The following is a 21,877-nucleotide window of genomic DNA, read 5'->3' on the forward strand; positions in this document are numbered from 1 at the left end:
GAGGGTTGGAACTTGGCTACGATTCAAATCCTGAGTGATCATTTAGCGAATCAGATTGCTGCTGGTGAAGTAGTAGAACGCCCTGCTTCTGTAGTAAAAGAATTAGTAGAAAATGCGATCGATGCTGACGCGACGAAGATCGAAGTGGATTTGGTTGAGGGTGGAATTACTTCCATTCGGATATCGGATAATGGTATTGGTATGAGCATGGAAGATGCAAAACTTGCCTTTGAACGGCATGCTACCAGTAAAATCCGAAATGAGAGAGATTTATCAACTATTCGTACCTTAGGTTTTCGGGGAGAAGCGCTTCCTAGTATTGCTTCTGTAGCGAGAGTAGAATTAGTCACATCCTCAAATGATTTAGAACTAGCTACCACTATTCAAATAGATGGTGGTAGCAAACGAGAAGCAGCTTCCACTTCAAGAGTAAAAGGAACGGATGTAATAGTTCGCGATTTATTTTACAATACACCTGCACGCTTAAAATATTTAAAAACGATTAGTACAGAAATTAGCCATGTAGCAGACGTAATAGGTAGATTAGCTTTGGCTCATCCTACCATTTCTTTTCACCTCCAACATCAGGGTAGAGAACTATTCAGAAGTACAGGAGATGGAAAACTACTCCATGCCATATTTGCTCTGTATGGAAAACAAGTTGCGGCACAAATGGTAGAAATAAAAGCCGAGGACAGCGATTTTAAATTATCTGGATACATCGGTAAACCAGAAGTGACAAGAGCAAGTAGAAAAGCGATTACACTGTTGTTAAACGGAAGATATGTTCGTAGTATTCCTTTGACTAATACCATTCTAACTGCTTATGGAACACTGCTACCTATAGGAAGATATCCCATTGGTGTATTTCAGATTGAGATGGACCCAAAACTCGTGGATGTAAATGTCCATCCTGCAAAATTAGAAGTAAGATTAAGTAAAGAAAAAGAACTTGCTCAGCTTATGACGAAAGCGATTAAATCTGCTTTTCAACAAAAAACATTAATTCCCATAGCCACTCAACCAAAACAAACTATTTTTCCACCAAAACCCAACGTTGAGCAAATGGAATTGTCTCATGAGCAACCGTATCAAAAGATAGAAATCAAACAGCCTTCACCTATCATACGAGAGACTAGTTCTCTTATTTTACCAAAAGAAAAAGTAGTAGAGGTTGAAGAATATCTTCTATCACCTCAATTAGAGAGTCCCTCAAACGAACTAAAACAACTAGAGGTAAAATCAAACCGTGTTCCACTGCCTGATTTATTGCCATTGGCACAAGTACATGGAACATACATCGTAGCTCAATCAGCAAATGGGATGTACTTGATTGACCAACATGCTGCACAAGAGAGGATTTATTATGAGCAGTTTTTAGCGAAAATGAAGAAAGAAGATCATCACGTTCAGCCTTTGTTAGTTCCATTGACAATAGAATGCACCTCAAGTGAAGCACTTTTATTAGAAAGCTATTTAGAAGAGCTCAAAGATTGGGGTTTAGATCTTGAGCCTTTTGGTGGTAATACGTTTTTATTGCGCAGCTATCCAGATTGGTTTCCTTCCGTTGAAATCCACTCATTACTGTCAGAAATTATTGAGTGGTTAAGGAAACATGGTCAGGTAAACACAACGGAGTTACGAGACGCTTCTGCGAAATTAATGGCATGTAAAGCTGCGATAAAGGCGAATCGCCATCTACGGGTGGATGAAATGGAAGCATTGCTCGGAACGCTTGCGACATGCGAAACCCCTTATACATGCCCACATGGTCGACCTATTCTAGTCCATTTTTCTACCTATGAATTGGAGAAAATGTTTAAGCGGGTGATGTAAATGATTGTAGTCACTACTTCGCATGAACCATCTATAAAGGAAAAAGAAAAGGCAGTAGCGATTGCAGATTCCTTATCTGTTCCTTATGTAGATAGAGATCGTGCGAGTTTGGATAAGATGCATATACAATATGAAGTTGATGGTGTATTAATTGTTACTAAACAAGGATTGCGTTACGAAAGTAGTGGTTATCCATCATTTTTTTTTCACCCAAATTTGTCTGTTGTTCGTTTGAAACAATGGTCAAAAGGCGAAAATGATGCTATGGTGCGAGCTGCGAATCTCTTAGAAGGAGATCAAGTGCTGGATTGTACACTTGGAATGGGAGCAGATGCGATTGTTTCGTCTTTTGTGACAGGTTCTAGTGGGAAAGTGGTGGGTCTAGAAAGCGAACCATTACTAGCTTGTATGGTAAAGGAAGGTCTAAAAAATTATTGTAGTGGAAGACCTGCCGTAGATGAAGCAATGCGAAGAATTGAAGTAATTAATTGCAATTATCGATCCTATCTTGCTAAAAGTAAGAGTGACTCTTTTGATGTGGTCGTATTTGACCCTATGTTTCGTAAAACCGTATATGGATCAAAAGCGATGCAGATGTTAAAACCACTAGCTAATCCGACAGCTGTAGATGAAGAATCAGTTGCACATGCAGTACGAGTTGCTCGTAGGCGGGTTCTGCTAAAAGAGAGGAAAAATAGCAGCGAATTTGTTAGACTTGGTTTTAAGGTGATTCATCAATCTTCAAGTTATGCATGGGGGGTGATTGACCCATGAAACCTGATTTGTTGGTTATTGTTGGACCTACAGGGGTTGGAAAGACAGCCTTGAGCTTAAGTCTAGCAAAATCGTTTCATGGAGAGATTATTTCTGGAGATTCCATGCAAGTATATCAGGGAATGGACATTGGAACAGCAAAGGCTAGTCAAGAAGAGCAAGACTTAGTTCCTCATCATCTGATCGACCTGCTTCAACCAGACGAATCCTTTTCGGTTCAACAATATCAAGCAATTGCAAGACAGAAGATTGTAGAGATACAAAATCGTAATCATCTGCCTATTTTAGTTGGTGGAACAGGACTATATATAGAAGCAGTCATCTTTGAGTATCAAATGGCCAAAGTCACTGAAAATCCAGCTATTCGTCAGGAACTAACTTCGTTAGCAAGTAAACATGGAAACGAATTTTTGCATCAGCGTTTACAACAAGTTGATCCCATTCATGCCAGAAAACTTCATCCTAATGATCTGCGAAGGATCATCCGAGCGCTAGAAGTTTATCAGCTGACAGGGAAGCCTTTATCCGAACAACAACACCGAAGTGCTTCTCCATTTGAAGTTTTATGGATTGGGTTGACAATGCCGCGCACAGAGCTATACGATCAGATTAATCGCAGAGTTGATCAAATGCTCCAAATGGGTCTAGAGCATGAAGTAAGACAATTGCTTGCTACTGGGCGATTTGAACATCATACTGCATCTCAAGCAATTGGTTACAAAGAGATGATTCAATACATAAAGGGTAATATTTCTTATGAAGAGGCAGTATCCTCGATTAAACAGGGTAGCCGAAGATACGCGAAACGGCAGCTTTCCTGGTTCCGTCGCATACCCGAGATTCATTGGTTTGATAAAACAGATGTACATGCGTTCATAGAAATTAACCATTTAGTAGCAGGAAAGTTTCCATCTTACAGAGAATAGGTATCAGATAAGAAGATATGGGAGGTACCACACATTGAAACAATCAATAAATATTCAAGATACATTTTTAAACCAAATTCGCAAAGAATCCGTTCCGGTAACTATATTTTTAGTTAATGGATTTCAACTCCGTGGTTTGATCCGGGGATTTGATAATTTTACAATTGTGATAGATAGTGACGGTAAACAACAAATGGTATATAAGCATGCGATATCTACATTTACCCCTGCTAGACCAGTTTCCCTCATGTCAGCAGATGAGGCTAAAGAAGAACAAAACGCTTAAGCATGGTATGAAAAAGTCCCTTATAAGGGACTTTTTCTTTTTCACCCTTTCTAGGCACTTGCGTATAGTGGAGTGTGGTGAGATGGAAAGGGGAATGATGTATGAGTAGAAAAGTTTTATTGGAGGAGACCAAAAGACGCATTCAAATTGTATTTGACCGAGATGTGGAGCCTACTCCAGCAGATTGGGAAAAAGAACATCAATCACTGACAAAGTGCCTTCATTCCCTGAGACATTTAATCGGTTTAACAGAGATCAGGTCATTTGTGGAAGAGATATATGCTTGGCTGGAAATTGGAGAAAGGCGTAAAAATGCTGGATTGACTCAGGAGCAACAGGTACTTCACATGGTGTTTACAGGAAATCCAGGTACAGGAAAAACGACCGTTGCGAGGATTATCGGCGAGCTCTTTCAAGAGATGGGAGTGCTTACTCGAGGGCATGTTATTGAGGTAGAACGTGCTGATCTCGTTGGGGAATACATTGGCCATACAGCTCAAAAAACGAGAGAACATGTGAAACAAGCATTAGGCGGAATACTATTTATTGATGAAGCATATGCACTTTCTCGTGGAGGAGAAAAAGATTTTGGCAAAGAGGCAATTGATACATTAGTTAAGTCGATGGAAGATTATAAAAATGAATTTGTCCTTATTCTTGCAGGATATTCGCATGAGATGGAGGCATTTATCCGCTCCAATCCAGGATTGCCATCCCGATTTCCTATCCATCTGAAATTCCCTGATTTCTCAATAATGGAATTATTGGAAATTGCCGACTTAATGGTAAAACAGAGAGAATATGTATTTTCAGCAGCTGCAAAAGAGAAAATACGTCAGTTGCTTCAAAGGGAAGCAGAACGAAAAAATCACACGTTTGGGAATGCTAGATTTATCCGGAATTTAGTAGAACAGGCAATACGACTACATGCTGTTCGATTGCTGAAGAAAAAAGAGGCTGATCGTCATAGTTTGATGACTATTTTACCGGAGGATATCTTACTTGAATCCATTGGACGAAAAAATCATTCTTCATGGTAGAATAGAGTTGTATAGAAAAATGATTCTAAGTAGAAAAGATGATAGTGTATGTCAAAAGTTAAAACGCAGCAAAAAACAATTTCTAAAATTGCCCCTATCCTTGAACAGATTGAAGAAAGAGTCGAAAGACATCAAGCAAAACTCTTAGCTGCATTTCAAAAACATAAGGTGAGTGAAACTCATTTACAATCGTCGACTGGATATGGGTATGATGATATGGGTCGAGAAACATTGGAACGAATTGTTGCTGATTTATTTGGGGGAGATTCAGCTTTGGTGCGGCCAAATATCGTTTCAGGTACGCATGCAATAGCTGCATGTCTCTATGGTGTACTCCGTCCAGGGGATGAGTGGATTTCACTTACAGGGAGACCTTACGATACCTTATTTCAAATTATCGGCTCTCCTGATGATGGGACAGGCTCTCTTGCAGATCTAGGTGTGCACTATCATGAGATTGGATTAACAGACGGGCATAAGGTGGATTGGACTAAATTTCAACAAAAAGTAACTAGTAAGACAAAACTAGTAGCAATCCAACGCTCTAGAGGATACTCCAATCGCCCATCTTTCACGATTGCAGAAATCACAAAAATGATCACTCAAGTACGCCGGATTTTACCAAATGCAATCATATTTGTTGATAATTGTTATGGCGAATTTGTGGAAGATCAAGAGCCACTGCATGTGGGAGCTGATTTGATCGCTGGTTCCTTGATTAAAAATCTGGGTGGTGGTTTAGCTAAATCAGGTGGATACATAGTTGGTCGTAAATCGCTGGTAGAGTTAGCTGCATCTCGACTAGTTGCTCCTGGACTTGGGGTAGAAGTTGGCGCTACTTATGGTTATTTAGCTGATTATTATCAAGGATTATTTCTAGCGCCACATGTAGTTGGAGAGGCATTAAAAGGGATGGTTTTTGCATCAGCTCTTTTTGAAGATGAGGGTTATACTGTTTCTCCTACTTATCAAGATAAGAGAACGGATATTATTCAACAGATTCAATTAGGTAAGCCAGAAAAGCTTGTGTCTTTTTGCCAAGCCATTCAAGCTGCATCCCCGATAAATGCATACGTACGGCCTGAACCTTGTGATATGCCAGGTTATAAAGATCCCGTAATTATGGCAGCGGGAACCTTTGTGCAAGGAGCGAGTATTGAGCTGTCTGCTGATGGGCCCCTTCGTGAACCATATACGGTTTATTTACAAGGCGGTTTGACTTTTGCACATGTAAAAGTCGCTTTAAAACAAGCTTTACATTCGTTAAATCAAATATAAAAACTGGATAGGAGAAACGTAATGAGTGTTGCAGATGTTTTTTGGTGGGTTGTCATTGTTTTTTTATTTTTACTAGCATATGGAGGGTTATTCCTTCCAGCATTACCTGATGTACCGTTTATATTTGCAGGTTTCCTTGTTTATCACTTTCTCATTAATGATGGAAAATTAGGTTGGTTTTTTTGGTCCATTACGCTTGTGGCAACGATTGCTTTGTTTTTAATCGAGTACTTTGCCGGCGGGTATGCTGCTTCAAAAGTAGGAGGGTCAAAGTGGTCCATACCGGTTGCTGCCTTAGGTGTAATTGTATTTATGTGGCTTCCAGCAGGATTTCTTATCGGGCCGATCATTACGGTATTTCTTCTTGAATTGGTTTTTATGCGCAGAACACCAGCAGACGCCTTAAGAATATCGATCAGCACTTTAATCGGATTTCTCGGTGGAATGATAGTCAAGTTTTTCTTGATGACTGCAATGATTATCTGGTTCTTAGCCTTAGTATTCTTCTTTTAGAACGCCGAATGGCGTTCTTTTTTTAGGGGGATGTCAGCTTTGTTGACACAAATTTGACAGCGAATATGACATCACCCTATAATGTTTCTCGAAGGAGGCGTTAGCGTGAATGATGATATCCGACGAAACATGTCGTTGTTTCCGATAAGCATCGTGAGTAAATTAACTGAGTTAACCGCGCGCCAAATTCGTTATTATGAAAAACATGGTTTGGTTAGTCCTGCTAGAACGGAAGGTAACCAACGTCTCTTTTCATTTCACGATGTCGATATGCTCCTCAAAATCAAAATACAACTAGAGAAAGGCTATAACTTGACGAGTATCAAGAATATGCTTTTACCTAAGGAGCAAGATAAACTGAAAGAGAAGGGAAAGAAAGAGCTCACTGATCAAGAATTACGTCGTATGTTACATAGGGAATTGTTCTCTGGTGACAAACATAAGACACCGCTTACACAAGGAGAATTATCTCGATTCTTCCGCCCATAATATTTTGAAGGGAGCCGTTTTTACATGGCCAAGCAACTAACGAAGGACGATATTTTACGAATTGCATCAGAGGAGAATGTACAGTATATCCGACTACAATTTACTGATCTGTTAGGGACCATTAAAAATGTTGAAATTCCGCTTAGCCAACTAGAGAAGGCACTTGATAACAAAATGATGTTTGATGGTTCTTCTATCGAAGGCTTCGTTCGTATCGAAGAATCAGATATGTATCTATATCCTGATTATAATTCTTGGGTCATTTATCCTTGGGAATCTGATAATGGTAAAATCGCTGGATTAACTTGTGATATATACAATCCAGATGGCACACCATTTGATGGAGATCCACGTGGTATCTTGAAAAAAGTAATGGAAGAAGCAAAAGAACTCGGTTTTACTTCTTTCAATGTTGGCCCTGAACCAGAATTTTTCTTATTTAAAACCGATGAAAAAGGGAACCCAACTCTTGATTTAAATGACCAAGGTGGATATTTTGACCTTGCACCGCTTGATCTTGGAGAAAACTGTCGTCGAGATATCGTGTTAACACTGGAGCAAATGGGCTTTGAAATTGAAGCTTCCCACCATGAAGTAGCACCAGGTCAACATGAAATTGACTTTAAATATGGTGATGCTGTTACAACAGCTGACAACATCCAAATCTTTAAACTTGTTGTAAAAAATGTCGCACGTAAATATGGTTTACATGCAACTTTCATGCCAAAACCTCTATTTGGTGTAAATGGTTCCGGTATGCACTGCCACCAATCTCTATTCCGTGGAAATGAAAATGCTTTCTATGATGAAAGCGATGAGCTAGGTCTAAGTGAAACTGCAAGACATTACTTAGCAGGTATCTTGACACACGCTCGCAACTTTACTGCTATCACCAATCCATTGGTGAATTCCTACAAACGACTCGTACCAGGTTATGAAGCACCTTGTTATGTTGCTTGGTCTCCTAAAAACCGTAGTCCATTAGTACGTGTACCAGCTTCTCGTGGACTTAGCACCCGTATTGAAGTACGCAGCCCAGATCCATCTGCAAATCCTTATTTAGCATTAGCAGTAATGCTAAAAGCTGGTCTGGATGGTATTAAAAATAAACTTGCTCTTGTGCCTCATACAGATCGTAATATTTATGTGATGGATGAGTCCGAGCGTAAAGATGCAGGGATCGATAACTTACCAGCTAGCATCATCGATGCAGTTAAAGCATTGCAAAGCGATCCAGTTATTTGTGAAGCTCTAGGAGAGCATGCATTAGCACACTTTGTTGAAGCAAAACGCATCGAATGGGATTTATTCCGTACAACCGTTCACGATTGGGAACGCGATCAGTACATTTCACTTTATTAATATCACCAAAACCCCTACTTGCTGTAGACCACAAGTAGGGGTTTTTGCATAAGTGAAAGTTTTAGTTATTGAAGCAAGATTAACCAAAGGTATAGTCCTGTCAATGTAAGAAATAACGTTGGAACAGTAAGTAGGAAGCCAATTTTAAAATAATATCCCCAACTGATACGCACATCTTTCTGTGCGAGAATATGAAGCCAAATGAGTGTCGCTAAAGAGCCGATCGGAGTTATTTTTGGACCGAGATCTGATCCTATTACATTTGCATAGATAAGAGCTTCTCGCATGATACCATGTGTAGGTGTTGCATGTATGGCTAAAGCATTGATCATCAAAGTGGGTAAGTTGTTCATGATGGAAGAGAGGACAGCAGATAAAAATCCTGTCCCTAAGGTAGCAATGTATAAACCACAGTTTGTGAGCCAGGTGATAAATTGACTAAGTTCGTCTGTGAGGCCTGCATTTTTTAAACCATAAACTACCACATACATGCCAATAGAGAAAATAACCACAGACCAAGGAGCGTTTTTCATAATTTTTTTGATTTGAATGGATTTCCTTTTTAGTGAGGCGATAATCAAAATAATAGCAGCTAAACTCACTACAAAAGAAACAGGAATTTCAAAGTATTCACTAATAAAATATCCTCCAAACAATAAGAACAGGGTAAACCAAGTTAGTCGAAATAGTATTAGGTCTTTAATCGCTTCTTTTGGTTGTTTTAGCTGGGATATATCATAGTTTTGTGGGATACTTTTTCGAAAGTAGAGAAACAGTACAATTAAACTTGCACCTATCGAGAATAAATTAGGTATTAACATTCGACTTGCATATGCTACAAATCCAATGTGAAAATAATCGGAGGAGACGATATTTGTTAAGTTGCTAATGATGAATGGAAGAGATGAAGTATCTGCAATAAAGCCACTAGCCATCACAAACGCTAAGACCATTTTGGCTTCAAAATTCAAAATGCGAACCATTGCTAATACGATGGGAGTTAGGATAAGAGCAGTGCCATCGTTCGTAAAAAGTGCAGATACGATAGCACCTAGTAAGATCACATAGAGAAACATCCTTCTTCCGTTTCCCTTAGCTAAACGAGCCATATGGAGAGCAGACCATTCAAAAAAACCGATCTCATCCATGATCAATGAAACTAAGATAATTGCTACAAATGCAAATGTTGCATTCCATACAATCCCTGTTACTGTACCTATATCCTCTAGGCTAACGATGCCAAGTAGCAGTGCTAAGATAGCTCCTGCACTAGCAGACCAACCTATGGATAAACGAAATGGTTGCCAAATCACGAATGTTAATGTAAGAACAAAAACGAAAAATGCTAAGAAAGCCATATATCAATCTCCTTCAAAGAATGGGGTTTAATAGGAAAGTATGGTTTGTTTCGATAGGTACAGGTGAATGGTTTGAGTATATATTTTTATTATACAGAATTATTATAATAAAAATTAGAATATGAATTCTATTGTAAGGACAATTTATTGGAGAGCTATCATCTTCCTCCAAATACTCCTCGTATAAGGCTGGAAAAAAGAAAAAGTGAGGAACAGCCTCACTTTTTCTTTTTGTTCTCTTCTTTTTTTTTGTCGTCTTCTTTTTGTTTCTTGTACGCCCCTTCTGAATAGACCGAAGAATGATGTATAGTTGGATCATCTTTATTGAGGAAGTAGATCAATTTTAATTTATATCCATTTACATGGTAGATATAAATAGATTCGCCGGTATGGTGGGTAATCTCATTTGGTTCGCCTAAAATATTTACTACTTCAGAACGAGTTATCTCCATTAATTTTGGGTCATGGGAACGAACATCATAAATTAGATCCTTTCTGCCTACTCCAAAATCCAAATTGCGTTTGCTATAAATGTAGTAAGGGAAATCTTTGCTTTTTGCGTTAGGCTCTCCATATTCTTTTTTGACATCTGTCAGCGTGTTTTTACCTGCTGCAAAATCACTACCTATTACCTTACCTGATCCAGCAAGAGCTAATGATTGCAACAAGTATTTCTGATGCTCTGGATCAATTTTTTTGGGGATGTTCTCAGGTATGGTTGTTGTTGATGTTGTTTCCTCAAGGGTTTGTGATGTTTCCCGAGTGTTGTTTTCATTTTTCTTTGGCGATGCGAAAATGAAGTCACAGCCATTTAATAAGAAAAAAACAAGAACTGATATACCAATCAGACGAACAAACTTCATTTCATTGCCTCCATAACATCATGTATGTAGGATTTTTATAACTGATTTGCAAGCAATTTGTACAAAGCTTGTGTACCACTGTTTTCTTCGCCTTTTTCCGCTAGTTCTTCATATAATGACTTTGTTAGTTCTAATCCTGGTGTACGTATTCCCATCTCTTTGGCAGAATCCAATGCAATGTTCATATCTTTGATAAAGTGTTTGACAAAAAAACCTGGAGAGTAGTCTTCTGCTATAATCCGTGGACCCAAATTGCTTAAAGACCAGCTTCCAGCTGATCCCGCAGAGATGCTTTTTAAAACTTGTGTTGGATTTAAACCAGCATTTACTGCATACAGAATCGCTTCGCAAACTGCCATCATGCCAGATGCAATTGCAATTTGGTTACTCATTTTGGTATGTTGTCCAGCACCTGCTGTCCCTTGCAGGATTACGTTGGAACCCATGGTGTGTAAGATAGGGGATACAGTTTTGAATGCTGCTTCCTCTCCACCGGCCATAATGGTCAATGTGCCGTTTTTGGCGCCGATATCTCCACCTGACACTGGTGCATCGAGTGCAAAAATGCCGGTTTCTTTCGCTGCTTGATAGATTTTTTTTGCCAATGATGGGGTAGAAGTGGTCATGTCAATGACATAAGTACCAGCATCCGCATTTGCCAGAATTCCAGATAGACCAAAATAGGTCGCCTCTACGTCTTTGGGATAACCGATCATCGTAATAATAACATCTGCTTCTTTCGCAACGTCTGCGACGGTATCTTTCCAAATAGCTCCCATTTGTACAAGTTCATCTGTTTTTTCTTTTGTACGATTGTAAACCAAGAGGGAATAGCCAGCTTGAATAAGATGAGTAGCCATCGACTTTCCCATCACACCTGTTCCAATAAATCCAATAGTAGTGTTTTTATTTAGCATGTATATTGCAGCTCCTTTGCTGGTATAAGAATAATTTACATGTAGGAAAGACAGGAAGCAAGGGGAAGGGGGAGTTCTTCTGTTTTCATTCGAGATTATAATTTAATTTTGTAAAAATTAAAGAATTTCGGGGGATTATGTCGAAAATTAGAAAGCGGATTATAGAATAAATGGATATAACTTTCATTTATCTTGGTCTGCAGAATGAAGAGATATAATTGTATTTTTTCGAAGAACAACTGAGGTGAAGAAATGAGAAAATTGGTTTTTTTATTATCTTTTTTATTGTTAGGAGGAATGGTGGGGTGTAGTGATAATCCTACCCAAGCAGATGAAGCAAATGGACATACGCCAACAGAAGTTGCGGTACGATATCTAACAGCGTGGATTGAGAATAATACACGTAGACAAATGGAGTTAGCAACACCAACACTGCAAGAAAAAATACAAAAGAGTACGGAAGATAGATACCTATATTATTCTCCATACAAGTTGCAATTTGGACCAGAAAACAGGGATCAATTAGATGAAAATTATCAATTGGAAGAGTTTAAACTCAATGATTCAGCCTATTTTTACCGATTTTCTGGTGCGTTTAAGAGTGGAGATACATTGAAAGATAGACTATTAAAAGTAACTCTTTATAAAGGAGATTGGAAGGTCGAGGAAACAGACGCAAAAGATAATTTTCAGGAAAATGAAGGAAAGATGGAGCCAGTAATTATAAAAGAGCCAGATAAAGAGCCTATATTTCAAGAGCAAATAGCAGAGGACTATAAAGAAGATGTAAGTAAAGGTAAGTTAGCTAAAAAGCAAGATGAAAATTATTTTGTATCAGATGGTGAAGTGCTTAAGGGCTATTCTCCTGCTGATGTAGCACTTCTTTATCATGTTCTTCATGATAATGGTGACTTTTTCCGTTTGAATAAAATAATTACACAAGAAGAAAGGGACAAACTTAATAAAGAATACTCCTGGGATTGGTCTTATACAAAGGAAAAAAGTGAACTTCAATCTTTTTACGAGAATGAAATGGATGAAAAAGATTCTGTAGAGGAAATAAAAAAAGACAATAATACATATTTCTATATTGTGGATTCCATTAATTATGTTATAGTGAAAAAAGAAAATGGCGAATGGAAAGCCCAAAATGGCAGGCCAGGCTATACATCACCTAAATGGGACGATTTAGAAAAAAGAGTAGTATTTACTCAGTTAATCATCCCCTGAATATCAAAAAGCTGACCAAATAGGTCAGCTTTTTCTCATAAATACCGCTTTTTCCAAAATACAAACGTAGTAATGCTGGACAATAAAACGGAAGCAATCATAATGACAGCAAAAGCATGTGGGGAGTGTTGAAATGGGATGGGGATATTCATTCCATATACACTCGCGATCATAATCGGGAAAGTCAAAATAATGGTTAAAGATGTTAAGATTTTCATCACGTTATTCACATTGTTAGAGATAACAGAAGCAAAAGTATCCATTAAGCCACTGACAATAGGAGTATAGATTTCTGCCATTTCAATCGCCTGTCTATTTTCGATGATGACATCTTCTAGTAATTCTTGGTCTTGATCATAGAGTCGTAAATGTTGGCCACGTGATATTTTTTGAGTCACCACTTGATTCGTTTTTAATGAAGTGGTGAAGTAGACCAAGCTTTTTTGTAAATTTAGTAGAGAAAAGAGTTCTTGATTTTTTAAGGATTGCCGAAGTTCTTTTTCAATTTCATTCGTTTTTCGGTTAATCTGTTTTAAATATGCTAGGTAGTATGTTGATACTGCATTTAAAAGCTGTAGGACAAAACGTGTTTTCATAAAGGTAAAAAAGTTTTTAACTTTTTTACGTGTGAAATCTTCTAAAATTGGTGTTTCTTTTAGACAAACAGTAATCAAGAAGTCTCTTGTAACGATAATTCCGAGAGGGATAGTAATAAATTTTTCTCTTTTGGTGCCATTTGGTGTCATGATGGGCAAATCTATAATAATAAGGGTGCCTTCATCTTCTTTTTCAATCCGTGATTTTTCTTCTGGGTCTAATGGATCTTTGATGAAATAATCCGGGATTTGAGCAGCTAATACTACATCATTGATTTCTTGCTCAGTTGGATTGATTAAATGAATCCAGGTACCTTTGACGAATTGGTTGACAAGTGCAAGTTGACCTTGCGTGTTGGAACGATACACTTTTAGCATGGATGTTCACCTCTGTTTCACCACATCCAAGTAAAAAGGGAATCACTCTTACTTGGACGCGTGTAATGTTGTTTAACGATCGACGTATCTCCTATAGCCGGATCATCGGTAAGAATGATCCCCACCTCCCTTGATGGATGTAAACAGAAAAACCTTCCACTCAATGAGCGAAGGTTTTAACAGCACAGAAAAAATGCGCAGCCGACAAAACCTACCTCTCGTTGAGTTTTAGCACTGTATAGCATAGGCTTATGCCAGCTACGTTAAGAAAGACCTTAAGCCGATCTTTCCTGTTCTACCCATTGGCGTCTTTCGACATTTTTGGGCAGTAGCTTCTCTCTATACAGGAGCCTCACCTAACGGTAAGTTAATTTTTATTTCCTTCTATACTATACGCGCATCATAGCTGATGCGTCAAATGTTTTCTTCAATAAAGGCTTATTTTTAGAATTTTGTACACATCTTGTTTTTCAAAGTCCTACAGAAATATAACTCCTTATGGAATTTAGAGGAGAGAATGGAAGGATTATAAAAGAGTTGATTTTCCATGAAATGTGTAAACATTGACTTATTTATTGTGCGATTCGGAAGGTTTGAAAAACAACTCAATTGGTATTCGATGAGTTTAGGGTCGTCGTCGAAGGGACTGGTTCATAGAATCCCAGAGGACTGTTGATACGCTGCATGGCCACATAAAATAAAAGGCAACTAAAAAATTAGTCACCTTTATCTTTTCATCAGTTTGTAAATGTAGCTACTACCCTACGTATGGATTTGTTTAGTTCTATTAAATCGGGAGTAGGGATAGTTTGCCGATCTGTAAGTTTGTATTTTTGTTTTAATAGTAAGATACGAAGTACACTTTCATCAATCCGCTTTTCCGTAATCCAACCACTGGCAATACTCTTTTTCAGTGAGGAGATGACTTTTGTCACATTATCGTATCCATGAGCAACAAGTAAAATATCGCTACCTGCCTTTATGGCTTGAACCGCAGCTTTACCAATTCCATAATGTTTGGCGATTGCCCCCATTGTGAGATCATCTGTTATCACAACACCCCTGAAACCAAGTGTATCACGAAGTTGATCGGTAATGATTACTTTAGAAAGCGAAGCAGGGAATTTGCTATCTATTTTTGGAAACAAAATATGTGCAATCATCGCCACATCTGCCCCATTGTGGATTGCACTTTTAAAAGGAACCCACTCAAAAGATTTAAGTTGACTCAAATCCTTATACACAATAGGTAATTCTAGATGGGAGTCAACAGATGTATCGCCATGTCCTGGAAAATGTTTTACTACTGAAATAATGCCCTCTTGCTGTATTCCTTGCATCACCTTTATTCCTGTACGAGACACAACATCTGCAGTTGGGCCATAAGAACGTACTCCAATCACCGGATTGTTTGGATTACTGTTAATATCTAATATAGGAGCATAGTCGACATTCATTCCCATTGCTTTGCATGCTTTTCCTAGATATCGACCAATTTTCAACACATTGGTTGAGCTATTCGACTTTCCAATCACCGAAGCGTTTGGGAATTTTTCTAATTTTGGCAACCGACTTACTTTGCCTCCTTCTTGGTCAACTGAAACAATTAACGATGTTGGATTTCTTCGGTTCCAAGATTTAAGCTGATTCACATATGTAACCAAACCTTTTGGAGTTGTTATATTATTTTTATAGAAAATAACGCCACCCACATACTGTCCCTGAATCATTTTCTTGGTTTGTAAACTTGCTGTATTCCCTTCCATTCCAGCAATAATTAGCTCTCCAAGCTTTTGATCCAATGACATATTTTTTAGTTGTTTTAATGTTTTTTGTTGAGCTATGGTAGCACTAGATTGTGGTTTGACCTTTTCGGTTTCACTATGCTGGAGTTCTTCCGTATGGGATGATGGAGTTGTGTTCTCACCTTTTCGAGTACTCATACAACCTGTAACAAGGCTACATAATACAGTGAATAATGTTATTCTTACTATATTTTTTAAGATGATTCCTCACTCCTTTCTTATTCATGCTTCTATTATGTCCTTGAAAGATAGATGATATTTTAACTGTAGAAACTGAAAAACCATGTATTGTAGCAAGAGAAACAATAGAAGAACTCCGAGGAGCGGTGGGAATGAACTGTTTTCCACGAAAATGAAGATGAATATTTTACTTTGAAGGATTAGTATAACGATACATGGTTATATATTTCAAATTAGTTCCTGTGAAGGATCTTCCTTAGAAATAGCAAAATCCCGTTACCTTCAGTTACGGGATTTTCTTTTTGCGGGAAGGGATTATTCTGTTAATTTAGTAATATTATTTACTTTTTATGATCAACTAATAATTGTTATTTTTCTATGCTTGGGCCTTCAAGACGTATTAACTGATAGAAGAAGTATAAGTTTTACTGTATAAGGTGCATTCTTGGATTCGCTCTAAATTTGGTTCATAACCAATCCCAGGACGATTGGGAACAGTGATTGTACCATTTTGAGCCGTAACTTCAGGATCAATAAGGTCCTGTTCCCAATAACGGGAAGAAGCAGCAGTGTCACCAGGTAAGGTGAAATTGGAAAGGGTAGTAATAGCAATGTTATGAGCACGGCCAATTCCGGATTCTAACATACCACCACACCAAACGGGGATTTGATTTGCTTCGCAGAAATCATGAATTTTTTTCGCCTCTGTTAATCCGCCAACTCTTCCAATCTTAATATTAATGATTTTACAACTTCCAAGTTGCAATGCTTTTCTAGCATCCTCTACGGAATGGATGCTTTCATCCAAACAAATAGGTGTGTTTAGATACTTTTGTAAAGTAGCGTGATCCACAATGTCGTCATGTGCTAATGGTTGTTCGATCATGGTGAGGTGAAAAGCATCTAGTTGTTTTAAATGCTCTATATCATGAAGCGTATAAGCAGTATTGGCATCTGCCATCAATGGAATATCAGGAAACTGTTTTCGGATTGCTGAAAGAGGTTCAATATCCCATCCAGGTTGAATTTTTACTTTGATTCGTTTATATCCTTCATTGATATAATTCGTTACTAATTTTATTAATTGCGGGATGGTATCTTGGATTCCAATGCTGATTCCTACATCAATTTGTTTTTTCTTCCCGTCAAGCGCTTCTGCCAAGGGAATTCCTTTTTGTTTGGCAAAAAGATCCCAAACTGCACCTTCAAGTGCTGCTTTTGCCATATAGTTTCCTCGAATATGTGCAAATCGTGTCGTCACTTCATCTGGATGCTCGATGGGTCTTTCCAGGAGGTGAGGAATGAGAAAATCATTCATAATGCTCCAGTTGGATTGGACCGTTTCTTCCTTATAATAGGGATCAATAGCGGCTACAGATTCTGCCCATCCTGAAATCCTATTTGCAGAACGAATTTCCACTAGAACAAAATCCTTATCATATTCTGTTCCTAAACTGGTTGTAAAAGGAGATAATAATTGCATTTTCATATGACGCAAAACGATATATTTGATATGGATCATTTTTACCACCCCGGTTGTTTGGATAATACGTAGTAATGTACAGTGCTTTGTGACATATCTTTTTTGATAAATCCATCTACTTGCCAGTCATGTTGGAAATAATGCATAAAAATTTCTCTCGTTTTCAAACGCCAATCTTTTGCTAAACCAATATCTGCTTTTTTTAATGTCTGAAAAGATGCTGGCACAGGGACAACTAGGGATTTAGTCGCGTTTGTTTGGTTAAAATCGATCGATTCAATAATAGGATAATTATCTTTGGTTTGGTTGATATGTAAGATAGGGATAGTTAATTTTTCACTAATCTGTAAAGATACCTGTTTTGCTTTTTGAGAAACAGAGTCATTTTTGATCCACCATTGCACCGTGAATCGATCGCTAGGTAATCCGCTATTTAGAGAGTCAGTCATGTCACCATAAAAATTAGGATAATAGGTTTTACAGATCGCCCCTAGTTTCTGTATGTTTAAATATCCATTTGCTGTTTCCAGTGGATCATAGGTCCAAGTGATAAAATCATAGCCTTTACGTAATGCTTCTTCTCGTTGGCGCCATTTGAATCTAGCACCGATCCCAGTGCTGCGATAGGCATTCACTATTCCCATGCTATGAGAGCAGAGATAGACCTTTTTCCCATCAAAACCAGCAAAACTATATTGAAATCCGATGAGTTTTTCCCCATCAAATGCCCCTAAAATAAGACCGCCGTGTTTGGCAGCTGTTGCTGTTTGATGTACGGGAATGGGGTCATCACCATCCCATATCTTAGCTTCTAAATCCCGTACTTGTTTTAATTCTTCTGCTGAAGTTAAAACTCGTATTTTGAGATCCGTAACATGCATAGAAGCAAACCTCCTATGGGTATTTGTCTTCCTTTAGCGTTTTTAAGAAGTTTTCTGTCTTTGGTGAATGGTAACATCTTTCCCCCATTTCTCTCATTTAATCAAAATGACGAGAGTCATTCAAAAAATTAAACAAAAAATTAACTAGGTACTATCAAGATTTTAGCGTTCGGAAAAATAGAAATTTTATAGGTACCGCTTAGATTGTAGAGTTTTCCCCTCTTACCTAGGGAGAATTTTCGAATAAACGATTTGTAAAGACTGTAATAACTAAGATAATATATCATTTGTACTTATCTTCATATTTTTGAAGTTAGTAGTTGATTATAGTGCGTATTTTAGCTAAATTTCGAACGGAGAAAGAAATTTCTATCCCTTATAATCTTAATTACCTTATTAGCAGCTACCTATACCAATGCTTAAGCCTTTCTAAACCTGATCTTTCTAAATGGTTACATTAGAGGAAATCATGCATAACAAGCGTAGTTACAAACCATTAGCCTTCTCCAATCTTCAATTTGTGAAAAAAAGGTTTCAACCAAACTACCAATTAGTTAGCGGAGAAGCAACATTGCAAATCAGTTCCATGAAGGAAGATATTTGTATTGGACCTCCAAGATCGATGGAAAGGTGTTCTGTGTCTTCATTTTAAATTTTTCCAATTAAATGAGACTGCATGATTCATGATAGTGATATACAAATGCTAAAATAAACAGAAGAAAGAATAGGAAGAGATGTGTTAATAATGCGAAGTCATATTGTTTCTATGGAATGGGTAAACGGGCATTTAAATGATCCTAAAATTCTTTTGGTTGATTGTCGTTTTGTACTTGGAAAAATGCACAATGAATTAAAAAAAGAAAACAAAAGATTTATCCCAGGTTCTATCTATTTAGATTTGGAACAAGATTTATCTTCTCCAGTCCAAGAACATGGGGGAAGACATCCTTTGCCATCTATACATATACTGACTGAAAAATTATCGTATGCTGGAATTAATAATGATAAACATGTCATTGCATATGATGACCAAGATGGAGCAATGGCATCTAGGTTGTGGTGGATTCTCACTTACCTTGGACATCAGAGAGTCTCTGTCATGAATGGTAATTTCAGTGATTGGAAAAAATCTGGATATCCATTGACCGATAAACTTGTAAAACGCCATGCTGCTAGCTTTGTTTCTAATATACAAGAAGATTTGCTCATAAATATGGAAGAAGTGAGACAGAAGCTATTTTATTCCGATACCATCTTGATCGATTCTAGAGAAAAAATTCGCTATACAGGAGAATCAGAGCCAATTGACTCCATTGCTGGACATATTCCTAGCGCACACCATTATTTCTGGAAAGATGTAAGGGAAGGTGGGAAATTCCTAGAATGCGATCTAATCCAAGAACATTTCAGTGAAATACCAAAAGATAAAGAAGTCGTAGTATATTGTGGCTCTGGTGTAACCGCAACGCTAAATGTATTAGCGTTAAAAGAAGCAGGATGGAAAGATGTAAAGCTTTATGTAGGAAGTTGGAGTGATTGGATTTCGTACCCGGAAAATCCAATTGAAACAGGAAATCCGAAGAAAAAGAAAACATCTTGACTCATTGAAAAAAGAAACGATTCTTTTTGGAATCGTTTCTTTTCCTAATACAGGGAGATACATGTAAAAATAAGATGCGACATGAGGCCGCATCAGTAGCTGTGGGACATTTTGATTCTGCTCCCAGTTCCCTAACGAAACATGCGTTTAGAGTAATCTAAGGGTTTGGAGCTTTTGGGACAATGAAGCCGCATCAATACGATGGTGTTTAAATCCCGTGAGGGTTGAATGACTGCCAGCACCAAGGCGGTCATGTGCTAGGGATAGATGGTATGGTTAACAAAAGTGAAAATGAGGTCTGCACAGCTCGCTGGGATTTTCTATTCAGATACTTATATCAGTTGAGGTAACATCACCTTATGGATGTGTTGGGTAAAATTCCCTCAATCCCAAAATCAGAGACGGACGTATGATCGTCTTTTTTAATTTTTTTCGTTACCGTGGTAAATAGAAGTCGATAACGCCATTTTCACACTTTAGATATTTTTGGCATTACCAGATGTAAAAACGACGTTCAGAACGGCGTATATTAGATATTTTACACACATATGTTGCAGAAATCATCCGAGTATGTCGAATACTAAGAATTATTTATAGATATATCAAAAAAGTATTTTTCTATGTTACTATTGTAGAGTAAATGTAGGCAAGTTCGAAACCACCCAGAAAAGGACACAACTGTGACCGCTGTGATCACCGAAAGTCAGCAGCAGGAAACCGCAGAGCAGGATGGAGTGACGGGAACGACCCTTCTGGAGGCTCCCCGAACCCTTCGTCCGTGCGCGGAGACCTGCAGTTGCAACGTGAATGTGGCGAATTGCCCTACGCCGGGCTGCCCCATCATATGATCAAGTAGGGGCAGGTGACCGGCCGGAACTGTCTTCGGATAGTCTGGCCGGTCAGTCGTTAACAAGGAAATATGTATAGATAAGGTCATCCCAATGGGTGGCTTTTTTATTTTGTATAAGGAGCGATCACCATGCTCAAAAACAGGAGCCAAAATAAAAATCAGAGATCGAAAGGGGACCATTGTCGATGTTAACAGGGTTACCAAGTGTTATCAGGTGATGTACAGCGAGAAACAAGGGGAGCTTGTTCCGTTCGAGGATGTGAGGTCGCCATTCCATCTATGGAAAACTGACGACCCCCTTCATCTATATAGAATATATTTGCATACGAGCCGGGCAGTTGTGAAGTCTCATCGCAGAGGCGAGAATCTCACACATACTGCTCGGTATCCCTGTTCAATTAGATATTGTCAGAGACAAGATGGACATGAGTTATTCATCCCTTCCTGCGCATAAATGGCACGCAGGAACCGTCCTCCTGTTCTTTTTTTCTATGGATTGGGCAGGTGAATTACCACAGAATGCGCATGTAGACCTAGTCCCCTTCTTGTTCTTGGTCTTGGACATTCATTCTTCTTCACAAGGTTGAAAGGCGGTTGTAAATTATCATATCAATTTTTGAGGAGAATGAAAGTAGAGCCGGGAAGGTTCAGAAAAGGAAGAAAGAAAAAGCCGCCGGTTGTATGAGGAGATTTGATAAGTTCATTAGACATTATTCATTTTTAAGAACTTTACGCCAAGCAAAACCAGCAAACGTGCAACCAAGTGCAATCTAACCAATAAATGGAATTTATCTGACGGACTAGAGTGCGAACCATTTCATTAGGACTAAAATCAGGTGCCCCCTTGCACGTTCACAAGGGGGCTTTTCTGACCATCTCAGCGTGGATGCGTCACTCAGCTAGTGGCGTCGCCACCCACCTGAGTGACGCGTCCGTTACCGCTGACCTTGGCCACCTGGGTGACCTTATGACCAGAACGGGAGTTTGCCACCTGAGTGACCTCACCGTCGCCGTCAATCTCAGCGATCTGGGTGACATCGCCCTCCTTGTTGATCGAGGTGGTAGCGGTGCCATTCCCACGCAGAAGATTGATGAGCCATCGCATGATTTTCCCTCGATTCGAACTCACTGAAAAGGTCATGGAGTACTCGAATGAGTAAACCTATTGCAAATTATATACCATACACTGCATTTTTGCCCATCCCCTCGAAAAGGGTGAATAAGGGGGTCGT

General features: G+C 38.5%; 20 protein-coding genes and 1 riboswitch. Of the genes, 12 read left to right on the top strand and 8 right to left on the bottom strand.

Going from position 1 to position 21,877, the window contains the following annotated elements:
* The first annotated feature begins 12 nt into the window (after positions 1 to 12).
* The 9 genes from mutL (at position 13) to glnA (ending at position 8,504) form a co-directional block, all read left to right on the top strand.
* Positions 13 to 1,836, top strand: a complete 1,824-nt coding sequence (gene mutL, locus AC5WOE_RS07300; RefSeq protein WP_496052247.1) for a DNA mismatch repair endonuclease MutL — start codon at positions 13 to 15, stop codon at positions 1,834 to 1,836.
* Entirely contained in the window at positions 1,837 to 2,610 is a 774-nt protein-coding gene (locus tag AC5WOE_RS07305; RefSeq protein ID WP_496049888.1) for a class I SAM-dependent methyltransferase, read from the top strand.
* Positions 2,607 to 3,536 carry a tRNA (adenosine(37)-N6)-dimethylallyltransferase MiaA gene (gene miaA / locus AC5WOE_RS07310; protein WP_496049889.1) on the top strand — a complete coding sequence of 310 codons (930 nt, stop codon included), beginning with the start codon at positions 2,607 to 2,609 and terminating at the stop codon, positions 3,534 to 3,536. The genes AC5WOE_RS07305 and miaA overlap by 4 nt, the downstream gene beginning before the upstream one ends.
* 34 nt (positions 3,537 to 3,570) lie before the next feature.
* Positions 3,571 to 3,822, top strand: a complete 252-nt coding sequence (gene hfq / locus AC5WOE_RS07315) for an RNA chaperone Hfq (RefSeq protein ID WP_240876902.1) — start codon at positions 3,571 to 3,573, stop codon at positions 3,820 to 3,822.
* 101 nt (positions 3,823 to 3,923) lie between these two features.
* A complete protein-coding gene (locus AC5WOE_RS07320; RefSeq protein ID WP_496049890.1) occupies positions 3,924 to 4,862 on the top strand; it encodes an AAA family ATPase in 939 nt (312 codons plus the stop codon).
* A 48-nt stretch (positions 4,863 to 4,910) separates the two neighbouring features.
* Positions 4,911 to 6,140: a methionine gamma-lyase family protein gene (locus AC5WOE_RS07325; RefSeq protein ID WP_496049891.1), complete on the top strand. Its 1,230-nt coding sequence runs from the start codon at positions 4,911 to 4,913 to the stop codon at positions 6,138 to 6,140.
* 21 nt (positions 6,141 to 6,161) lie between these two features.
* The gene (locus tag AC5WOE_RS07330) at positions 6,162 to 6,653 is read left to right on the top strand and encodes a DUF456 domain-containing protein (protein ID WP_496049892.1); all 492 of its coding nucleotides are present in this window, start codon (positions 6,162 to 6,164) and stop codon (positions 6,651 to 6,653) included.
* Positions 6,654 to 6,758: 105 nt separating this feature from the next.
* Positions 6,759 to 7,142 (top strand): MerR family transcriptional regulator, encoded by a 384-nt coding sequence (locus tag AC5WOE_RS07335; protein ID WP_496049893.1) that lies wholly within the window; start codon positions 6,759 to 6,761, stop codon positions 7,140 to 7,142.
* 24 nt (positions 7,143 to 7,166) lie between these two features.
* The gene (gene glnA / locus AC5WOE_RS07340) at positions 7,167 to 8,504 is read left to right on the top strand and encodes a type I glutamate--ammonia ligase (protein ID WP_496049894.1); all 1,338 of its coding nucleotides are present in this window, start codon (positions 7,167 to 7,169) and stop codon (positions 8,502 to 8,504) included.
* Positions 8,505 to 8,569: 65 nt separating this feature from the next.
* On the opposite strand, the gene AC5WOE_RS07345 is transcribed toward glnA, so the two are convergent.
* The 3 genes from AC5WOE_RS07345 to AC5WOE_RS07355 all read right to left on the bottom strand — a co-directional run bounded on the left by AC5WOE_RS07345 (position 8,570) and on the right by AC5WOE_RS07355 (position 11,642).
* Positions 8,570 to 9,862 (bottom strand): arsenic transporter, encoded by a 1,293-nt coding sequence (locus tag AC5WOE_RS07345; protein ID WP_496049895.1) that lies wholly within the window; start codon positions 9,860 to 9,862, stop codon positions 8,570 to 8,572.
* 218 nt (positions 9,863 to 10,080) lie between these two features.
* On the bottom strand, positions 10,081 to 10,725 hold the full coding sequence (locus tag AC5WOE_RS07350; RefSeq protein ID WP_496052248.1) for a YjgB family protein: 645 nt from the start codon (positions 10,723 to 10,725) through the stop codon (positions 10,081 to 10,083).
* Between the two features lie 35 nt (positions 10,726 to 10,760).
* A complete protein-coding gene (locus AC5WOE_RS07355) occupies positions 10,761 to 11,642 on the bottom strand; it encodes an NAD(P)-dependent oxidoreductase (RefSeq protein ID WP_496052249.1) in 882 nt (293 codons plus the stop codon).
* 252 nt (positions 11,643 to 11,894) lie between these two features.
* Here AC5WOE_RS07355 and AC5WOE_RS07360 point away from each other — a divergent pair, with 252 nt between their 5' ends.
* Entirely contained in the window at positions 11,895 to 12,872 is a 978-nt protein-coding gene (locus AC5WOE_RS07360) for a hypothetical protein (protein WP_496052250.1), read from the top strand.
* Positions 12,873 to 12,907: 35 nt separating this feature from the next.
* On the opposite strand, the gene AC5WOE_RS07365 is transcribed toward AC5WOE_RS07360, so the two are convergent.
* The 4 genes from AC5WOE_RS07365 to AC5WOE_RS07380 form a co-directional block, all read right to left on the bottom strand.
* Positions 12,908 to 13,846, bottom strand: coding sequence for a magnesium transporter CorA family protein (locus AC5WOE_RS07365; protein WP_496049899.1), 939 nt, complete (start codon positions 13,844 to 13,846; stop codon positions 12,908 to 12,910).
* Positions 13,847 to 14,052: 206 nt separating this feature from the next.
* Positions 14,053 to 14,217: riboswitch (M-box (ykoK) riboswitch) on the bottom strand.
* Between the two features lie 366 nt (positions 14,218 to 14,583).
* Entirely contained in the window at positions 14,584 to 15,789 is a 1,206-nt protein-coding gene (locus AC5WOE_RS07370; protein ID WP_496049900.1) for a glycoside hydrolase family 3 N-terminal domain-containing protein, read from the bottom strand.
* A 442-nt stretch (positions 15,790 to 16,231) separates the two neighbouring features.
* Complete coding sequence (gene menC, locus AC5WOE_RS07375) at positions 16,232 to 17,350, bottom strand: o-succinylbenzoate synthase (RefSeq protein WP_496052489.1); 1,119 nt, start codon at positions 17,348 to 17,350, stop codon at positions 16,232 to 16,234.
* A gap of 5 nt (positions 17,351 to 17,355) precedes the next feature.
* A complete protein-coding gene (locus AC5WOE_RS07380) occupies positions 17,356 to 18,195 on the bottom strand; it encodes a GNAT family N-acetyltransferase (protein ID WP_496052251.1) in 840 nt (279 codons plus the stop codon).
* A 469-nt stretch (positions 18,196 to 18,664) separates the two neighbouring features.
* On the opposite strand from AC5WOE_RS07380, the gene AC5WOE_RS07385 reads away from it, so the two are divergent.
* Both AC5WOE_RS07385 and AC5WOE_RS07390 read left to right on the top strand, forming a co-directional pair.
* Complete coding sequence (locus AC5WOE_RS07385) at positions 18,665 to 18,847, top strand: hypothetical protein (protein WP_496052252.1); 183 nt, start codon at positions 18,665 to 18,667, stop codon at positions 18,845 to 18,847.
* A gap of 93 nt (positions 18,848 to 18,940) precedes the next feature.
* The gene (locus AC5WOE_RS07390) at positions 18,941 to 19,795 is read left to right on the top strand and encodes a sulfurtransferase (protein ID WP_496052253.1); all 855 of its coding nucleotides are present in this window, start codon (positions 18,941 to 18,943) and stop codon (positions 19,793 to 19,795) included.
* 1,745 nt (positions 19,796 to 21,540) lie between these two features.
* Here AC5WOE_RS07390 and AC5WOE_RS07395 read toward each other — a convergent pair.
* Complete coding sequence (locus AC5WOE_RS07395; RefSeq protein ID WP_496052254.1) at positions 21,541 to 21,750, bottom strand: hypothetical protein; 210 nt, start codon at positions 21,748 to 21,750, stop codon at positions 21,541 to 21,543.
* Between the last annotated feature and the right edge of the window lie 127 nt (positions 21,751 to 21,877).

The sequence above is a fragment of the Shimazuella sp. NTD248 genome, assembly GCF_059510395.1.